This window comes from Gordonia sp. NPDC003950 (assembly GCF_053605205.1).
Window position 1 is genome coordinate 179,618 of the sequence record NZ_JBSGIT010000001.1, and the last position, 16,271, is coordinate 195,888.

Here is a 16,271-nt window from a genome sequence, read left to right on the forward strand (position 1 = left end):
GAGTGGCGCACGCTCGAAAGGAAAGGGCGCACACTCGACGCAGAGTGGCGCCCACTCGACGTGAAACAGCGCCCACTCGGCGCACGAGGGTCAGGGGGTACCTGCGCGGGCTCTGATCTCCGATGCACGCGCGCCCGACGCCGGACGGCCCGCGATCCCCCAGTTGTCCGGGTCGACCTCGATGATCTGTCCACGCACGCCGGCGCGGTCGACGTCGAGGACGTCCACGATGAGGTCGGTGAACCCCGCGAGTAGCTCCTGCCGCTGCTCGACGGGACGTCCGGCCAGGACGATCGCGGTGAAATATGGTGCGACAAACCCACTCTCGGCGACGAGCTCCCCGGCCACCGTGAGGTGAGCGGGGTCATAGTGCACCAGGAAGGTCCGCACCCGCTCGATCGGAGAGTCGAGGACTCGCGAGTAGGCTGCCGCCGCCTCGGTCAGCAGTCGGCGCTCCTGATCGGGTGTCGCCGCTCCGACGGGCAGGTGAAAGTGGGCTACCGGCATGGTCTTTCCCTTCTAGAGAAGTCCGTGGCGCACGCCGCCGTCGGCGGTGAGGACGGCGCCGTGCAGGACGTCGGCTTCCGGCGCCAACAGCGTTTCCACCACCCAGGCGATCTCCTCGAGCGTGGGTAGACGGCCCAGCGCGGTCTTGGCGCGGTAGCGCGCCCAGATCTCCTCGATCGCTTGCCCGGTCTGCTGCGACTCGGTCTCGATGATCGCGCGCAACCGAGGCGTGTCGATGGGCCCGGGCGCGACGGTGTGCGTGGTGATTCCCTTCGGCCCGTACAGTGCACTGATCTGCCGCATCAGGTTCAGCAGTGCGGCATTCGCGGTGCCCGGGCCGGCATCGAGCGGACCGGGTTCGATACCGAGCGATCCGGCGATCGCCACGAACCGCGATCCCGGCACGAGGTGAGCCCGCACCGCGTGCAGCAGCCGCACCGGCCCGGCCACCTTCACGTTGGCAGCGGTCGCCAGCGCCGACGGCGTGATGGTGTCCACCGAACCCTTGACCGGCAGACCGGCCGCGAAGATCGCCATCCGGACGGGCGCGTCGAGCGCTGCCCGAATGTCGTCGACCGCGGCGTCATCGGCGATATCCGTGCGGCACGACACGATCAGAGGGCTCGTCGTCGCGAGTTTGTCGAGCTGCTCCTGTGAACGGGCCACCGCCACCACCCGATGGCCGCGACCGACGAGTCGCTCGACGATGACCGATCCCATCGCGCCCGTGGCGCCGACCACCACACAGGTCTCTGCCGCGGCGTGCTCAGACATGCCTGCCGCACTCACTTGCGTAGCCGGATGGTCACCGCGCGGGGCTCGGTGAAGAATTCGCGGGAGTACTGACCGCCTTCGCGGCCGAGTCCGCTGATTCCCTCCCCACCGAACGGCAGGCGCAGATCCCTCTCGAAGAAGGTGTTGATCCAGACGGTCCCGGCCCTCCATCGCGCTGCCATTCGATGAGCGCGATCGAGGTTCTGCGTGAACAGCATTCCGGCCAGGCCGTACGGGGAGTCGTTGGCGATCCGCAGCGCCTCGTCCTCGGTGTCGAAGCCGATGACCGTCTCCACCGGGCCGAAGATCTCCTCGCGAGCGGTGCGGGACTCATTGGTGAGCCCGGTGATCACCGTCGGCGGGTAATAGAAGCCCTTGGCATGTGCGGCACCGGTGAGCCGCTCGCCTCCCGTGATGACCTTCCCACCCTCCTCCTGAGCGAGTTCGACGTACCCGGCGACCTTGTCGAGGTGACGTTGTTCGATAAGCGGCCCCATGAATGTCCCGGAATCCTTGGGATCGCCGACGGTGAGCTTGGCGGCCTCTTCGGCGAAACGCTCGATGAAGGCTTCGCGGATCGAGTTCTGCACCAGTAGTCGTGAACCCGACAGGCACACCTGACCGTTGCCCCCGAAGATCGCACGAATCGACATCGGCACCGCCACATCGAGATCGGCGTCGTCGAAGACGACATTGGCCGACTTGCCACCCATCTCCGCCGACACCGGTGTGTGATTGAGTGCTGCCGCCTGCAGGATGTGGACGCCGGTGGCGCTCGACCCGGTGAAGGTGATGCGGTCGACTCGCGGGTCGGAGGTCAGTGGTCCGGCAACGCCTTCGCCGCCGAAACCGTGCACCACATTGAGCACTCCGGCAGGCAGGCCGGCCTCCAGGGCGATCTCGGCGAACCGGTTGGCGGTCAACGGGGTTTGTGGTGCCGGTTTGAGCACCACGGTGTTACCGAAGGCCAGCGCCGGTGCGATCTTCCAGGTGGCCAGCATCAGCGGCGCATTCCACGGACTGATCGCCGAGACGACTCCGGCCGGCGGGTAGAGCACATAGGACAGCAGGTCGCCGTCGGGGTAGGCCTCGCTCGCGGCCATCGACACATAGTCGGCGAAGAATCGCAGATTGTGGGCGACCCGCGGGATCTCCGCGTGCAGCGACTGCGTGATCGTCTTGCCCCCGTCACGGGTTTCCAGCTGCGCCAGTTCTTCTCGATGCTCGTCGACGGCGTCGGCGACGGCGCGCAGGACGGTGGCGCGTTCCTTGGGTGACATCTGCGGCCACGGTCCTGTGTCGAAGGCGGTGCGCGCCGCGGTGATGCCGGCCGCGCCGTCGTCGGCGGTTCCGCGGGCCACATTCGCCAGCAGTGTGCCGTCGTGCGGATCTCGGGATTCGAAAGTTGTTCCGTCCGAGGCACCATGCCAGTCGTCACCGATCAGGTGACGAATCTCGACGGGTGTTGAAGTCGGTGCTGGTGTGGTGGTCATACCGCCGCCACCTCCGGGGTCTCGTAGGTGCGGCCGGCCAGTTCGGAGGCAACATCGATGATCATGTCCTCCTGCCCGCCGATTACCCCACGCCGGCCGAGTTCGAGCAGGATGTCGCGGGTACTGACGCCGAACTTCTTGGCGGCGCGTTTGGTCGGGTGGAAGAACGTCGAGTACACACCGGCGTAGCCGAGGACCAACGCCGTCTCGTCGACGATCTGCGGTTCCTTCATCAGTGGCGCGACCACGTGTTCGGCGGTGTCGATGAGCGGGAAGAGATCCACTCCGGTGTCCCATCCGGCGCGTTCGAAGGCCGCGGCGAGAACCTCGGTCTGGGCGTTGCCGGCGCTCGCGCCGAGACCGCGCAGCGAGCCGTCGATAAAGGTGGCGCCGTTCTCGGCTGCGGTGAGCGCGTTGGCGATTCCGACGCCGAGGTTGTTGTGGGCGTGGAATCCGATGTCGGCGGAGATTGCCGACCGTAGTGCGGCGACCCGTTCGCCGGCCTGCTGCGGCACCATCGCACCTGCGGAGTCGACGACGTAGACGACGTCGGCGCCATATGAGTCCAGCTTGGCCGCCTGTTCGGCGAGTGGCTCGGCCTCGAGTTTGTGGCTCATCATGAGGAAGCACATGACGTTCAGGCCCTTGTCTTTTGCCCACTCGACCGGTTGCTGACCACAGTCGGCCTCGGTGCAGTGCACGGCCACCCGGACGGTGGAGATGCCCGCGTCGATGGCGCCCTGCAACTCGTTGAGGGTGGCGATTCCGGGGACGTACAGCGCGGCGATCTCGGCGTTCTCGACGGCATCGACGGCTGCGCGTACGTATTCGGGATCGGTGGCGGCGGCGAAGCCGTACTGGATCGACGAGGCGCCCAGCCCGATGCCGTGGGCGACCTCGATGGTCGGTACCCCGGCACGATCGAGTCCGGCGGCGATCGCCGCGACATTCTCAGTCGTGAATTGGTGTGACACGCTGGACATTCCGTCGCGCAGCGTGGTGTCGACGAGGGTGATCTCGCGGTTCGTGGTCGGCTGGTCGGTCATCGTGTTGCTCCTGCGACGAGGTTCTGCTGGGCCATCACGTCGGCGACGCGTACGGCGGCGGCGGTGATGATGTCGAGGTTGCCCGCGTAGGTGGGCAGGAAGTCGCCTGCGCCAACGACTTCGAGCATCACCGTGACGAGATCGCCTTCGACGTCGACGAGTTTGAGGGTGTACCCCGGCACGTACTCCTGCACTCGGGCCACCATGTCGACAACGGCACGTTCGATGGCTGCGGCATCGGGGTTGCGCACCTTCGCATAAACGGTGTCCCGCATGTTCATCGGTGGTTCGGCCGGATTGATGACGGAGATGGCCTTGGCCTTGTCGGCCCCGGCGACCTGCGCGAGGGCACGTCCGGTTTTCTCGCTGAACTCGCTGAGATTCTGCCGCGTTCCGGGGCCGGCGCTCGCCGACGCGATGGCGGCGACGATCTCGCCGTAGGCGGCCTCGGCAACCTCGTTGATGGCGTACAGGATCGGGATGGTGGCCTGTCCGGCGCAACTGACCATGTTCACATTGGGCGCGCTGAGGTGCTCGTCGAGATTGACGGCCGGAACCACATACGGACCCACCGAGGCCGGCGTGAGGTCGATGGCGGTGATACCGGCATTCGCATACCGCGGGGCTGCCGCAGCGTGGATCTTCGCCGAAGTCGCCTCGAAGACAAGATCGGGCAGATCCGGTTGCGCCAGCAGCCAATCCACTCCTCCGGCGGAGATCGTGAGGCCTTCGGAATCTGCGCGGCGCAATCCCTCGCTGTCCGGATCGATCCCGATCATGTACACCGGATCGACATGCTCGGATCGGAGCAGTTTGTACATCAGGTCCGTCCCGATGTTGCCCGACCCGACTATTGCGGCGGTCAACCGACTCATCGTGTTCTCCCTTGTTCGCTGACGCGTTGGCACCGACGCTAGGCAGTTGGTCCCTGCTCGTGAGCCCGGTCACGGGGTATCCGGACAGACGAGCCCGTCCCGACGACGTTGTTCGGTATTGCCGAACGGCAGTGATGGCGGTCACAGAGTTGGTCCATCCTCGTCTCATCCGCAGATGGATGGCACCGCCCAAGCGGTTCGCCAATGAGTCACCACAGGAGATCCGATGACCGAAAATCCCGGCCGTTTCGACGTTGCCCATCTGGCACGCTGCGAGCTGCTCAGCCCCAAGCCTCAGGAGACCGAAGATTTCTTCACCCGGTTCCTCGGTATGTACGTCACCAAGCGCGAGGGGCAGTCGGTATACCTGCGCGGCTATGAGGACCCCTACCAGTGGAGTCTGAAGATCACCGAGTCCGCACAGCCGGGCATGGGCCACGCGGCAATGCGCACCAGCTCACCCGAGGCGCTCGAGCGGCGCGCGAGGTCCCTTCAGGACGGAAACGTCGAAACCTCCTGGCACGAGGATGAATTCGGCTACGGAAAGACGCTGTCATACAACACCGCCGACGGCCACGACTTCGCACTGCTGTGGGAGGCCGAGAAGTACGTCGCGCCGGCGGAACTGCAGAGCAAGATCCTGTCCCGGCCGTCGAAGAAGCCGCTGCAGGGCATCCCCGTCAAGCGCATCGATCACCTGAACCTGATGGCATCGGATGTGACCGCGGTGAAGAACGAGTTCGAACGTCACCTCGGCTTCCGCACCACCGAGCGCGTCGTCGACGGTGACGTCGAAATCGGCGCCTGGATGAGTTCCAACCTGCTCGGTCACGAGGTCGCCTGCATGCGCGACATGACGGGCGGTCGGGGCAAGCTGCACCACCTCGCCTTCTATTACGGCACCGGCCAGCACAATGTCGATGCTGCGGAGATGTTCCGCGACTACGACATTCAGATCGAGGCCGGTCCCGACGTGCACGGCATCACCCAGGGCCAGTTCCTCTACGTCTTCGAACCCGGCGGCAACCGGATCGAGCTGTTCGGTGAGGCCGGCTATCTGCACCTCGATCCCGACGCGCAGACCAAAACCTGGAACATGGCCGAGATCGACACCGGTCTGGCCATCGGCGGCGCGAAACTTCCGTGGGAGACCTACTTCACCTACGGGACCCCGAGCCCGCTGTCACTCGATCAGCACATCGAGCAGTTCGCCCACTTCGGTCCCGGCGCCGAACTACCCGAGGCCGAAGCTGCGGCGGAGAACATCCCGGCCGAGATCGATCACTCGCGCGCGGTCGCCGGCGCCCCGGTGTAGGCGCGCCACATCACGCCGCCATCACGCACATCGGCGCGGAACCCTCAGGTTCCGCGCCGATGTTGTGTTCGCCGATGTTGTGTTCGTGGAAGACTACTTTCCCGGCCCGGGCTGCGGCGGTCGTCCACACTGAACCCAGTTCCCCACCAGGACAGCGTGGGCCAGCGCGGCGACCAGGAATCCGACGGAGGCCACACCGAGTCCGGTCTGCGTCGACCAGTAGCCGAGTACCGACAACGGCACCGCGATCGCACTGATCGCCGAGGCCACCCAGCACCAGCCGAATCGTCGTAACGTCACGGCGACGGTGGACATCAGCGCGCCGGCCACGCCGAGTCCGATGGCGATCTCACCGAGGATCGTGCGGACACCGTCGGCGTCGCTGGTGATCCACGCGGTGACGGTCGCCGCCGCAAGCACCACGATCGTGGTCCAGATCACCCGGACCGAGCGCGGACGCAGCGGGACCTCTGCCAGCACCTTGCGCTCGATCTTGCGCAACGAAGCCGCGAACCCCGGGTCCAGTTCGAGCCCTGCCACTACTCTCCGATCGTCGGCCACTGCTACCAGTGTGCTCCCCGTGTCGAGGGACGGCATGGACCGGGGTGACGCGGCCAGCCCACTGACAGCGCTCTCCTCCTCGCTGACAGCGCTCTCCAGCCCACTGACAGCGCTCTCCTCCTCGCTGACAGCGCTCTCCAGCCCACTGACAGCGCTCTCCTCCTCGTTCACAGCGCTCCCAGGTTGATCGGCTCCAGCCGATTCTTACGAGGCCTCGGGGCTCGTCGCCATCTCTGGATCCAGTGCACGGCACGTGACCGCCACCGACAGTGCGCACTCTCCCGCATCGGAGGCATACCTCGCCGCACCCACTCGACGCTGAACGACACCCACTCGACGCGGACGAGCGCACACTCGACGGGAATGAGCGCACACTCGACGAAAAGGACGCCCAACTCGACGAGGCGTGTTACACAGATCGGCCGTTCAGTTGTTCCGTTTGTAACCACCACGAAATACGCCGGCGGTCTACTTGATGCGTGGCCGAGAGTTCGACGGCCCGCCCGGAACCTGATCCGGAATCTCCCCGGCAATGTCGCCGAATCTGAATCTTCACTTCCTGCAGAGCTTTCCGCACCCTCAAGGAGTCCCATGTCCCTCGACGACACCATCACCGAGAACATCGCCAAGTCGCTCGCCGAGATCCCCCATCCTTCGCTGCCCAAGGGGTCGAACATCTACGGCGGCACCAAGATCTTCCCCGACTACCAGGCCGAGGACGGCGAGACGTACTTCACCCTCGTCCACGGTATCGCGCACGAGTCGTCGGTGTCATTCGTGGCGGTGCTGCAGGCCACCCGCGCACTGCGCAAGGGATTCGAATCCGCCATCTACTTCTACGGCCCCGGCGCCATCAATTGCCTTGCCACACGCGGCTTTCCGAAGACCGGCGACTCCGGATTCCCGGGTGAGCAGAACATCAACGACTCCCTCGCCACGTTCATCTCCGAGGGCGGCACCGTCTTCTGCTGCCGGTTCGGCCTGGCATTGCACGGCGGCCGCGAAGAAGACCTCATCGAAGGTGTCATTCCCGCGCACCCACTCGACGTGCAGGACGCGGTCATCCACTACGCCCGCAAGGGCGCCATCATCAACTCGACCTACATGGTCTGACGAGGATGCCATGACCATCATCGGATCGGTCGCGGCCAACTTCACCCGCGACCTCGAGCAGAACTTCCAGACGATCGCCGAGTATGTGGCGCAGGCTCGTGAGCACGGCGTCGACTTCCTCGTCTTCCCCGAGGCCGCCATCGGCGGCTACCTGTCGAGCCTCGGCAATCACGGTGACACCATCAAGAACACCCAGCGGTCACTGCCGCCGGCGATTCGTCTCGACGGCCCGGAAATCGCTCGGATACAGTCGATTATCGGTGACATGCTCATCGCCATCGGTTTCTGCGAACTCGCCGACGACGGCGAAACCCGTTACAACGCGGCCGCACTCCTCGACGGCACCCGAATCTACGGCAGTTACCGGAAGGTGCACCAGCCACTGGGCGAGAACATGTCGTACTCGTCGGGCACCGACTACGGGGTCTTCGAGACACCCATCGGCCGAGTCGGTCTCCAAATCTGTTACGACAAGGCGTTTCCCGAAGCCGCCCGGATCATGGCCCTCAAAGGTGCCGAGGTCATCGCCAGCCTGTCGGCGTGGCCGGCCGCGCGGACGGCAACCGCGGAGAACCTGCAGGAGGATCGCTGGACCTACCGGTTCAACCTCTTCGATGTCGCCCGCGCCCTGGACAATCAGGTGTTCTGGGTGGCGTCTAATCAGGCGGAAACCTTTGGCTCCCTTCGCTATGTCGGCAACGCCAAGATCGTCGACCCCGGGGGAAACATCCTCGACTCGACCCTGCTCGGGAGCGGACTGGCCATCGCCGACGTCGACATCCCCGACACCTTCCGCACCATGCGCGCAGGCATGTTCCATCTCCGCGATCGACGGCCCGACGTCTACGGCACGTTGACCGATGTCGACGCCACCGGCGCGGCGGCCTGGCGGAGTCTGTCGCATGCCTGAGATGACCTTCACCGTACGTTGGCCCGATGGTGCTGTGCGCGAATATTATTCACCCAGTCTGGTCATGCACGATCACCTGGATTCGGGAGCGGACTACACCGTCACCGAACTGCGTGATCGCGCCACCACCGCTCTCGGCGAGGCGGCCGAACGCGTCCGCGCCAAGTACGGATTCGCATGCACGTCGGCCGCCGCCTCCGCGGCCGACATCACCTCCACCGCAGGCGGCTACGACGACGATGCCACCGTCACCGTGATCACCATGTATCCGCCACTGCCCCAACCCACTTCCTCCAGCTCCTCCTCCCACCACCCGGAGTCACCATGAGCACACCGGCTCATCCCACCCACCACATCCCTGTCGTCATCGTCGGCGGCGGCCAGGCCGGCCTGTCGGTCAGCTGGTACCTGCAACGAGCCGACATCGACCACCTCGTCGTCGAATCCGGCACCCTCATGCACGCCTGGGCCGACAAGCGGTGGGACAATTTCACTCTCGTCACCCCGAACTGGCATTGCCGACTGCCCGGACACACCTACGACGGCGCGGACCCCGACGGATTCATGACCCGCGACGAGGTCGTCGCGTGGTTGTCGAGGTGGCTGGATACCTTCAGTCCTCCCGTACGCGAGCACACCACGGTCACCCGCGTCCACCAGCCGACCGCGCACGGGTTCCAGGTGACACTTCACTCGCAGGTTGCCGACGCCGGAGCCGGCGACGAGATCCTCACCTGCGATCACGTCGTGATCGCCACCGGCGGGTACCCGCTGCCGGTGCTACCGCCCTACGCGTCATCACTCGATCCTGCTGTTGCCCAGATTCATTCGGAACAGTACTTCCACCCCGACCAACTCCCCGAGGGCGGCGTGCTGGTCGTCGGATCGGGCCAGTCCGGCACCCAGATCGCCGAGGACCTGCATCTGGCCGGCCGCGAGGTCCACCTCGCCATCGGCAACGCACCCCGCGTCGCGCGGACCTACCGCGGCCGGGACTGCATGACGTGGTTGGCCGAGATGGGTGTGTATGACATTCCGGCGCAACAGTATCCGGGCGGACGGGCGGCGCAGGAGAAGACCAACCACTACGTCACCGGCCGGGACGGTGGCCGCGACGTCGACCTGCGCCAGTTCGCCCGCGAAGGAATGCGCCTCTACGGTGCGCTCACCGGCGGCAAGGACGATCACCTCACCTTCGCCCCGACTTTGACCGGATCGCTGGACCGGGCCGACGCGGTGTACAACTCCATCTGCTCCGACATCGACCGCTACATCGACACCCAGGGGATCGACGCTCCCCCGGCGTCGCGGTACGAGCCGGTGTGGACACCCGAGGCCGGTCCCACCGCACTGGACCTCACCGCGGCCGGGATCACCAGCATCATCTGGGCCATCGGGTACCGGCCGGACTATCGCTGGATCGAGGCCAGCGCCTTCGACGGCGCCGGCCGCCCGATGCAGACCCGCGGAATCACCGCGGTCCCCGGACTCAGCTTCATCGGACTACCGTGGATGCACACCTGGGGATCCGGCCGATTCCTCGGAATCGACCGCGACGCCCACCACGTCGCCGACAGCATCACCACCGCATTGCGCCGGGGCAACCCCGGTACGCACGCCAGTCCGGTCGGCATCGCGTCCTGATCGACCCGCCTCACCCACACCCGCACCAGCCACACCCGATCGATCCGCAACGACGCGGCACCGACCTCGCCCCAGCGCATCCCGCGAGCGAACGGAGCACACCATGACAGCATCCACCCGGGTCGACCTCGCACTCCTCGGTATCCGGGGCACACCCCCGGTCCATCGAACCGGCGGTGCCGGCCCCAGCGACGACGGCCACCTCATCGTCGATGGCCTGGACGCGGCCATCCCCCGAAACCCCGACAGTCCCTTCGTCTTCGACGGCAGCCGGGTGCTGCGCGACGGCGACGACACCGGCTTCGAGATCGGAGTGATCGGCCGCCCGAGGTTCTACGATCTGCGCACCGACGACGGCATCGCCTACGAACAGATCGCCAGACTCCACGGCCGGAATGTGCTGGCCACCACCGTGGTTCAGACGTGCATCCGCTACGGCGAGGATCAGCGCTGCCGATTCTGTTCCATCGAGGAATCCCTGCGATCCGGTTCCACGGTGGCGGTCAAACGCCCCGAGCAACTCGCCGAGGTCGCACGGGCAGCAGTGGAACTCGACGGCGTGAGCCAGATGGTGATGACCACCGGCACCTCCGCCGGAAAAGACCGGGGCGCAAGACACCTGGCGCGCTGCGTTCGGGCGGTGAAGCGGGCCGTACCGGATCTGCCGATCCAGGTGCAGTGCGAACCGCCCGCCGACCTCTCAACCATCACCGACCTGCGAGATGCCGGCGCAGACGCCATCGGCATCCACGTCGAGTCGCTCGACGACGCCGTCCGCCGGCGCTGGATGCCCGGCAAATCGTCGGTCCCGTTGAGTGAGTACCGCGCGGCGTGGGCCGAGGCGGTACGTGTCTTCGGGCGCAATCAGGTCTCCACCTACCTCCTCGTCGGACTCGGCGAGGACCCCGACGAGATGATCTCCGGTGCAAAGGAACTCGTCGACTTGGGGGTGTATCCGTTCATCGTTCCGTTCCGTCCGCACGCCGGGACCCTCGCCGTCGACGTGGACAAGGCGCAGGCTCCCGACCCGGCGATCGTCGAGAAGATCAGTCGGGAGGTTGCCGCCCACCTGGCCTTCACCGGAATGGCCGGCACCGACCAACGCGCCGGATGTGCGGCCTGCGGCGCCTGCAGCATCCTGGCGAGCGTGGGAGGCTGACATGCTCGACGGACGGCCCCGGCCCGGCACACTCGCGCACACCACACCCGCCCCCGCCGCATGTCCCGCACCCCGGGAACTCTCGATTCTCGCCGGCCGGCGCGCGGCACCCGCGCCTGCCTTTCTGATCCGGGTGGCCGACGACCCGACCACACTGGCCGCGTATCACGCTCTGCGACATCAGGAATTCGTCGTACACCAAGCACTGTTCGCCGGCTCCGACCGCGATCACGTCGACGACGACCCGCGCACCGATGTGCTCGTGGCCGTCGCCGGTGACACCGTCGTCGGCGGAGTGCGTGTGGCACCGATGCACTCGCCCGACATCGGCTGGTGGGCGGGCAGCCGATTGGTGGTCGCCCACACCGCGCACGCCGGCGGGATCGGACGGGCGCTGGTGCGGGCCGCCTGCGCACACGTCGAGCAGGCCGGCGTCCTGCGTTTCGACGCCACCGTGCAGGCCAGGTACGCCACGATGTTCGCCTCCCTCGGGTGGGACGACACCGGGACCGGGGAGACCATCGGGGAACGTGCCCACCGTCGAATGCGGTGGCCGCTGCACCGGATTCAGCGGACCGCGGACTCCACCAAATCCCTCCTCGCCGATGTGCTGGCCCCGCTACGTCACCAGGACGGCGGTCTCGGTCCGGACGGATTCCGCGGTGACGACGGAGTGCCCCTGGACGGTTCCGACATGATCGCCGCCTGCGATGCGATCATTCCGGCCATGGTGGACCGCGACCCGGAATGGGCGGGGTGGTGCTCGGTTCTGGTCAACATCAACGACCTGTCGGCGATGGGGGCCACACCGACAGCCCTTCTCGATGCGGTCGGCGCACCCACCACCGCACACCTGCGCCGCATCGTCGGAGGTATCGCGGGGGCGGCGCAGGCCTGGCGCACCCCGGTGGTGGGTGGCCACACGCAGGTCGGCGTTCCCGCATCGCTGTCGGTGACCGCGCTCGGTCGCACCACCGAGCCGATCGCGGCAGGCGGCGGGCGCGTCGGCGACGTCGTGTCCGTGGCGGCCGATGTCGGCGGCTCGTGGCGACCGGGGTATCACGGCAGACAGTGGGACAGCACCAGTTCGCGCAGCGCCACCGAACTCGGCGAGCTGGCCGCACTGGTACAGCGGCTACGTCCGGCCGCCGCCAAGGACGTCAGCATGGCCGGGCTCGCGGGCACCCTCGGCATGCTGGCCGAGGCGTCGGGGACCGGAGCCGAGCTCGACGTCACCGCGATTCCCCGACCCGACGCGGCGACGATGGGTGACTGGCTCACGTGTTTCCCCGGATTCGCCATGCTGATCGCCGACCGCCAACCGGCCGCCGACGCGGGTGGTCCGGCGGTGACCGCATCCTGTGGTCGTCTCACCGCCGCACCCGGGGTTCGGCTGCGCTGGCCCGACGGTGAGGTGACCACCGCCGTCGCGTCGACGGTCACCGGACTGGGGGTGGCGTGATCACCGTGCCCGCCCGCGCCAACCGCGGCGCGTTCCTCAGTAGAGTTCGCTGACATGAGCACGGTCACCCTGGGCGCGCTGGCCGGGCACTTCGGCCGCGACCTCACGCGCGGAGTGGACAAGGCCGTCGGGATCATCGAGGCCGCCGCCCGCGACGGCGTCGACCTTCTGGTGTTTCCCGACGCCGCGCTCGGCGGATACATCGGTGACCTGCGACATCCCGACCCCGAGGATCTGCCGCCCGCCATCGACCCGGCCGGGCCCGAGGTGGCGGCGATCATCGCGGCGGCGGGCCCGATGACGGTGTGCATCGGATACACCGAGGCCGCCGGCGACGTCCACTACAACGCGGCGATCTGCGTCAACGGCGACGGCATCCTCGGGTCACATCGCAAGGTCCACCAACCGGCCGGCGAATCGGAGGCGTACGCGGCGGGCGATTCGTTCCGCACCTTCGACACCCCGGTGGGACGGATCGGTATGCTCATCGACTACGACAAGACCTTCCCCGAATCGGCGCGTACCCTCGCCCTGCACGGCGCCCGGGTGATCGCGGCGCTGTCGGCGTGGCCGGCCAGTGTCACCGACCGCGCCACCCGATTACCCGCCGACCGGCAGTCCCGGCTGTTCGACCTGTATGACTGCGCCCGCGCCGCGGAGAATCAGGTGTTCATAGTGTCGTCCAACCTCACCGGCATCACCGGGTCGTTGCAGTTCCTCGGTCAGGCCAAGGTGGTCGGGCCGGGCGGCGACGTGCTGGCCACCACCCGATCCAAGGGCGGCCTGGCCAAGGTGGAGGTCGACATCGACGCCGAGATCGGCCGCGCCCGAAGGGTTCTCAACCATCTCACCGAACTGCGTCCCGACATCTACGCCACCGATCCGGTGCGGGAGAGGTGAACCATATGCGGGTCGCACTGCTGACCTATTCGACGAAGCCTCGCGGCGGTGTCGTGCACACACTGAACCTGGCCGAGGCGTTGGCGGCGCAGGGCGCCGAGGTGACGGTGTGGAGCCTGGCCCGTGGTGGCGACGAGGGATTCTTCCGTGACGTCGATCCTGCTGTGCAGCAAATACTTCTGCCGTTTCCCGACCGCGCCGACGAGACGGTCACCGACCGCATTCTGCGCTCCATCGACACTCTTCGCAACGGTTTCCGCCCCGACGAGTACGACATCGTCCACGCGCAGGACTGCATCAGTGCCAACGCCGTCGGACGTTGCATCCGCACCATCCATCACCTCGACCAGTTCACCACGCCCATCCTCGTCGAATGCCACGAGAAGGCCGTCGTCACCCCCTACGCACGCATCTGCGTGTCGCAGGCGGTGGCCGACGAGGTGCATGCCGGTTGGGGTCTGACACCGAACGTCATCCCCAATGGTGTTGCCTACGAACGTTTTGCTGCGGCTTCGGCGGATACATCGACCGCTGTCGCGGCCCGCGGAGAGTGGCGATCTCGACTCGGTCGGTATGTGCTGGCCGTCGGCGGCATCGAGCCCCGCAAGGGCAGCATCGACCTATTGGCGGCGTGGGCACGGCTACGACGCGACGACCCCGACCTCGGACTCGTCTTCGCCGGTGGCGAGACACTCTTCGACTATCGCGGCTATCGTGCCGAGTTCGACAGTCTCCAAGAGACTTTGGGTGTGCATCCGGTGGTGCTCGGCAATGTCGCCGATCCCGACCTGCCGTCCCTGGTGGCCGCCTGCGAGGTGTTCGCCTTCCCGTCGACGAAGGAGGGCTTCGGTCTGGCGGCGATGGAGGCTCTCGCGGCCGGTCGGCCCGTCGTCGCGCGTGATCTGCCGATACTGCGAGAAGTGTTCGGCAACAGCGTGTCCTATGCGACCGACATCTCGTCGCTGGCCACCGCATTGGCTGCCGCGGGTGAGGACGGTGGTCGCCGCGAGCGTGGACGAGCCCTGGCCCGGTCGCTGACCTGGGAGCGCGCGGCTGCGGCACATCTGGAGTTCTATCGACGACATCCGTTGCGGGGGTAAAGCATTTCGGTGGTGATCCCGCGCCGGCGTCAGCTCAACGAGCCTCGATATCTGGTCGATGCCCGCTGCGGTGATGCTGGGACACAACCGGGATTCCTACCCGAACCGTTCCGTCCGGATCAGCGCGCGGTCGTGCCCGGCCTCGATCATCCATTGGGCACAGTTCTCGACGAAGCCGTTCGGTCCGCAGATGTAGACGTCGGGTCGTCGGTCGGGAGCGATCGTGGCGTCGGCGAGCTCGGTGGACGTGAGTCGCCCTGGTGGCCGTGACTCGCCTGCGGGTGCGACTCGGGTGTGAAAGAGATTGAGCGACAGCCGATGATGGTCGGCGAGCTGGCGCAGGTCATCGGTGAAGAGCGTTCGGTCCGGCGACCGCAGGGAGTACACGAGGTTGAACCGAACCTGTGGCGCCGACGCCTCGCGGGCACGGATCATCGACATCAACGGAACGATGCCGGAACCCCCGCCGATCAGTTGCACCGACCGCGGACTGCTCGGCTCCCAGGTGAACCAACCGCCGTGCGGTCCGCTGATCTCCAGCGGATCACCGGCCTCGACGACGTCGACCAGATATGGCGACACCTCGCCGTCGTCGGCACGTTCGACGGTGACCTCGGTGGTGGCGCGTTCCCGGGTATCCGACAGCGAGTATGCCCGTGCGGTGGTGTAGCCGTCCTCGGCGGTGAGCCGAATGTCGATGTGCTGGCCGGCAATTGCGGTGAACGGCTCCCCCAGCGCCAGTCGCAGCGACACCGATGACGGACTCTGCCGGATCGTGGAGATCACGGTGGTGACCTGCCAGCCGTCACTCACGAGTAGCGCTCCTCTTTCCACGGGTCACCGTAGATGTGGTAGCCGCGCTCCTCCCAGAAGCCGGGGGTGTCACGCGGCATGAACCGTAGGCGCCGAACCCATTTGGCGCTCTTCCAGAAGTACAGGTGCGGGACCAGCAACCGCACCGGGCCGCCGTGCTCGGCTGCCAGTGGCTCACCGTCGAAGGTGTCGGCCAGCCAGCCCTTTCCGTCGACGAGGTCGGCGAGTGGGACGTTTGTGGTGTAGCCGCCGTAGCAGTGCGCCATCACGAAATCGTCCGGCTGCCATGGCAACAGCGCCAGCAGGGTATCGAAAGACACGCCCCGCCATCGGGTGTCGAACTTCGACCATCGGGTGACGCAGTGGATGTCGGTGGTGATGTCTGCGTGGGGCAATGCCGAGAACGCGGCCCAGTCCAGACTGTGCGCACGATGATCCGACGACTGGATCGTCAGCTTCCACGACTCGAGCGGTAGCGACGGGGTGGGTTCGGCGGACAGGACCGGGAAGTCGACCGTCGAATACTGCCCGGGCGGGAGCCGTCGGGCGGTGCGATCGCGCCGCCCGACGAATCCACGGTTGACGATGGCCATGTGACC

At 66.8% G+C, this 16,271-nt stretch carries 17 protein-coding genes; 9 read left to right on the forward strand and 8 right to left on the reverse strand.

The window, feature by feature from the left end; all coding sequences use genetic code 11:
• Positions 1 to 90 precede the first annotated feature (90 nt).
• The 5 genes from ACWETB_RS00900 to ACWETB_RS00920 are packed head-to-tail and all read right to left on the reverse strand — an operon-like array spanning position 91 to position 4,695.
• Positions 91 to 507, reverse strand: a complete 417-nt coding sequence (locus ACWETB_RS00900) for a tautomerase family protein (protein ID WP_449744505.1) — start codon at positions 505 to 507, stop codon at positions 91 to 93.
• A 12-nt stretch (positions 508 to 519) separates the two neighbouring features.
• Positions 520 to 1,281 (reverse strand): SDR family oxidoreductase, encoded by a 762-nt coding sequence (locus tag ACWETB_RS00905; RefSeq protein WP_449744506.1) that lies wholly within the window; start codon positions 1,279 to 1,281, stop codon positions 520 to 522.
• An 11-nt stretch (positions 1,282 to 1,292) separates the two neighbouring features.
• Positions 1,293 to 2,774, reverse strand: coding sequence for an aldehyde dehydrogenase (locus ACWETB_RS00910; protein WP_449744507.1), 1,482 nt, complete (start codon positions 2,772 to 2,774; stop codon positions 1,293 to 1,295).
• On the reverse strand, positions 2,771 to 3,820 hold the full coding sequence (gene dmpG, locus ACWETB_RS00915; RefSeq protein ID WP_449744508.1) for a 4-hydroxy-2-oxovalerate aldolase: 1,050 nt from the start codon (positions 3,818 to 3,820) through the stop codon (positions 2,771 to 2,773). The genes ACWETB_RS00910 and dmpG overlap by 4 nt, the downstream gene beginning before the upstream one ends.
• Entirely contained in the window at positions 3,817 to 4,695 is an 879-nt protein-coding gene (locus ACWETB_RS00920; protein WP_452208681.1) for an acetaldehyde dehydrogenase (acetylating), read from the reverse strand. The genes dmpG and ACWETB_RS00920 overlap by 4 nt, the downstream gene beginning before the upstream one ends.
• A gap of 226 nt (positions 4,696 to 4,921) precedes the next feature.
• Between ACWETB_RS00920 and ACWETB_RS00925 the strand changes: the two genes are divergently transcribed.
• Positions 4,922 to 6,010 (forward strand): VOC family protein, encoded by a 1,089-nt coding sequence (locus tag ACWETB_RS00925; protein ID WP_348809849.1) that lies wholly within the window; start codon positions 4,922 to 4,924, stop codon positions 6,008 to 6,010.
• Between the two features lie 93 nt (positions 6,011 to 6,103).
• On the opposite strand, the gene ACWETB_RS00930 is transcribed toward ACWETB_RS00925, so the two are convergent.
• Complete coding sequence (locus ACWETB_RS00930) at positions 6,104 to 6,742, reverse strand: hypothetical protein (protein ID WP_452208683.1); 639 nt, start codon at positions 6,740 to 6,742, stop codon at positions 6,104 to 6,106.
• Positions 6,743 to 7,162: 420 nt separating this feature from the next.
• Here ACWETB_RS00930 and ACWETB_RS00935 point away from each other — a divergent pair, with 420 nt between their 5' ends.
• The 8 genes from ACWETB_RS00935 (at position 7,163) to ACWETB_RS00970 (ending at position 14,859) form a co-directional block, all read left to right on the forward strand.
• Complete coding sequence (locus ACWETB_RS00935; RefSeq protein ID WP_348806035.1) at positions 7,163 to 7,684, forward strand: MSMEG_0572/Sll0783 family nitrogen starvation response protein; 522 nt, start codon at positions 7,163 to 7,165, stop codon at positions 7,682 to 7,684.
• Positions 7,685 to 7,694: 10 nt separating this feature from the next.
• Positions 7,695 to 8,594, forward strand: coding sequence for a carbon-nitrogen hydrolase family protein (locus ACWETB_RS00940; RefSeq protein ID WP_348809851.1), 900 nt, complete (start codon positions 7,695 to 7,697; stop codon positions 8,592 to 8,594).
• Positions 8,587 to 8,922: an MSMEG_0570 family nitrogen starvation response protein gene (locus ACWETB_RS00945; protein WP_348809852.1), complete on the forward strand. Its 336-nt coding sequence runs from the start codon at positions 8,587 to 8,589 to the stop codon at positions 8,920 to 8,922. The genes ACWETB_RS00940 and ACWETB_RS00945 overlap by 8 nt, the downstream gene beginning before the upstream one ends.
• Positions 8,919 to 10,238, forward strand: coding sequence for an MSMEG_0569 family flavin-dependent oxidoreductase (locus ACWETB_RS00950; protein WP_348809853.1), 1,320 nt, complete (start codon positions 8,919 to 8,921; stop codon positions 10,236 to 10,238). Before ACWETB_RS00945 ends, ACWETB_RS00950 begins: the two co-directional genes overlap by 4 nt.
• A gap of 103 nt (positions 10,239 to 10,341) precedes the next feature.
• Positions 10,342 to 11,397 (forward strand): MSMEG_0568 family radical SAM protein, encoded by a 1,056-nt coding sequence (locus ACWETB_RS00955; RefSeq protein ID WP_452208687.1) that lies wholly within the window; start codon positions 10,342 to 10,344, stop codon positions 11,395 to 11,397.
• A 1-nt stretch (position 11,398) separates the two neighbouring features.
• Positions 11,399 to 12,859: an MSMEG_0567/sll0787 family protein gene (locus tag ACWETB_RS00960; protein ID WP_449744511.1), complete on the forward strand. Its 1,461-nt coding sequence runs from the start codon at positions 11,399 to 11,401 to the stop codon at positions 12,857 to 12,859.
• A 54-nt stretch (positions 12,860 to 12,913) separates the two neighbouring features.
• Positions 12,914 to 13,759 (forward strand): carbon-nitrogen hydrolase family protein, encoded by an 846-nt coding sequence (locus ACWETB_RS00965; protein ID WP_452208689.1) that lies wholly within the window; start codon positions 12,914 to 12,916, stop codon positions 13,757 to 13,759.
• Positions 13,760 to 13,764: 5 nt separating this feature from the next.
• Complete coding sequence (locus ACWETB_RS00970; RefSeq protein WP_348809857.1) at positions 13,765 to 14,859, forward strand: MSMEG_0565 family glycosyltransferase; 1,095 nt, start codon at positions 13,765 to 13,767, stop codon at positions 14,857 to 14,859.
• A gap of 96 nt (positions 14,860 to 14,955) precedes the next feature.
• On the opposite strand, the gene ACWETB_RS00975 is transcribed toward ACWETB_RS00970, so the two are convergent.
• Both ACWETB_RS00975 and ACWETB_RS00980 read right to left on the reverse strand, forming a co-directional pair.
• Positions 14,956 to 15,672 carry an FAD-binding oxidoreductase gene (locus ACWETB_RS00975; protein WP_348806042.1) on the reverse strand — a complete coding sequence of 239 codons (717 nt, stop codon included), beginning with the start codon at positions 15,670 to 15,672 and terminating at the stop codon, positions 14,956 to 14,958.
• Positions 15,669 to 16,265 carry a sulfite oxidase-like oxidoreductase gene (locus ACWETB_RS00980; protein ID WP_348806043.1) on the reverse strand — a complete coding sequence of 199 codons (597 nt, stop codon included), beginning with the start codon at positions 16,263 to 16,265 and terminating at the stop codon, positions 15,669 to 15,671. The genes ACWETB_RS00975 and ACWETB_RS00980 overlap by 4 nt, the downstream gene beginning before the upstream one ends.
• Between the last annotated feature and the right edge of the window lie 6 nt (positions 16,266 to 16,271).

Excerpts from the sequence above, each read along its gene's own strand:
- ACWETB_RS00950 (WP_348809853.1), top strand. The coding sequence starts at position 8,919 with ATGAGCACACCGGCTCATCCCACCCACCACATCCCTGTCGTCATCGTC.
- ACWETB_RS00900 (WP_449744505.1), bottom strand. The coding sequence starts at position 507 with ATGCCGGTAGCCCACTTTCACCTGCCCGTCGGAGCGGCGACACCCGAT.
- ACWETB_RS00935 (WP_348806035.1), top strand. The coding sequence starts at position 7,163 with ATGTCCCTCGACGACACCATCACCGAGAACATCGCCAAGTCGCTCGCC.
- ACWETB_RS00905 (WP_449744506.1), bottom strand. The coding sequence starts at position 1,281 with ATGTCTGAGCACGCCGCGGCAGAGACCTGTGTGGTGGTCGGCGCCACG.
- ACWETB_RS00910 (WP_449744507.1), bottom strand. The coding sequence starts at position 2,774 with ATGACCACCACACCAGCACCGACTTCAACACCCGTCGAGATTCGTCAC.
- ACWETB_RS00920 (WP_452208681.1), bottom strand. The coding sequence starts at position 4,695 with ATGAGTCGGTTGACCGCCGCAATAGTCGGGTCGGGCAACATCGGGACG.
- ACWETB_RS00970 (WP_348809857.1), top strand. The coding sequence starts at position 13,765 with ATGCGGGTCGCACTGCTGACCTATTCGACGAAGCCTCGCGGCGGTGTC.
- ACWETB_RS00955 (WP_452208687.1), top strand. The coding sequence starts at position 10,342 with ATGACAGCATCCACCCGGGTCGACCTCGCACTCCTCGGTATCCGGGGC.
- ACWETB_RS00925 (WP_348809849.1), top strand. The coding sequence starts at position 4,922 with ATGACCGAAAATCCCGGCCGTTTCGACGTTGCCCATCTGGCACGCTGC.
- ACWETB_RS00960 (WP_449744511.1), top strand. The coding sequence starts at position 11,399 with ATGCTCGACGGACGGCCCCGGCCCGGCACACTCGCGCACACCACACCC.
- ACWETB_RS00945 (WP_348809852.1), top strand. The coding sequence starts at position 8,587 with ATGCCTGAGATGACCTTCACCGTACGTTGGCCCGATGGTGCTGTGCGC.
- dmpG (WP_449744508.1), bottom strand. The coding sequence starts at position 3,820 with ATGACCGACCAGCCGACCACGAACCGCGAGATCACCCTCGTCGACACC.
- ACWETB_RS00980 (WP_348806043.1), bottom strand. The coding sequence starts at position 16,265 with ATGGCCATCGTCAACCGTGGATTCGTCGGGCGGCGCGATCGCACCGCC.
- ACWETB_RS00965 (WP_452208689.1), top strand. The coding sequence starts at position 12,914 with ATGAGCACGGTCACCCTGGGCGCGCTGGCCGGGCACTTCGGCCGCGAC.
- ACWETB_RS00940 (WP_348809851.1), top strand. The coding sequence starts at position 7,695 with ATGACCATCATCGGATCGGTCGCGGCCAACTTCACCCGCGACCTCGAG.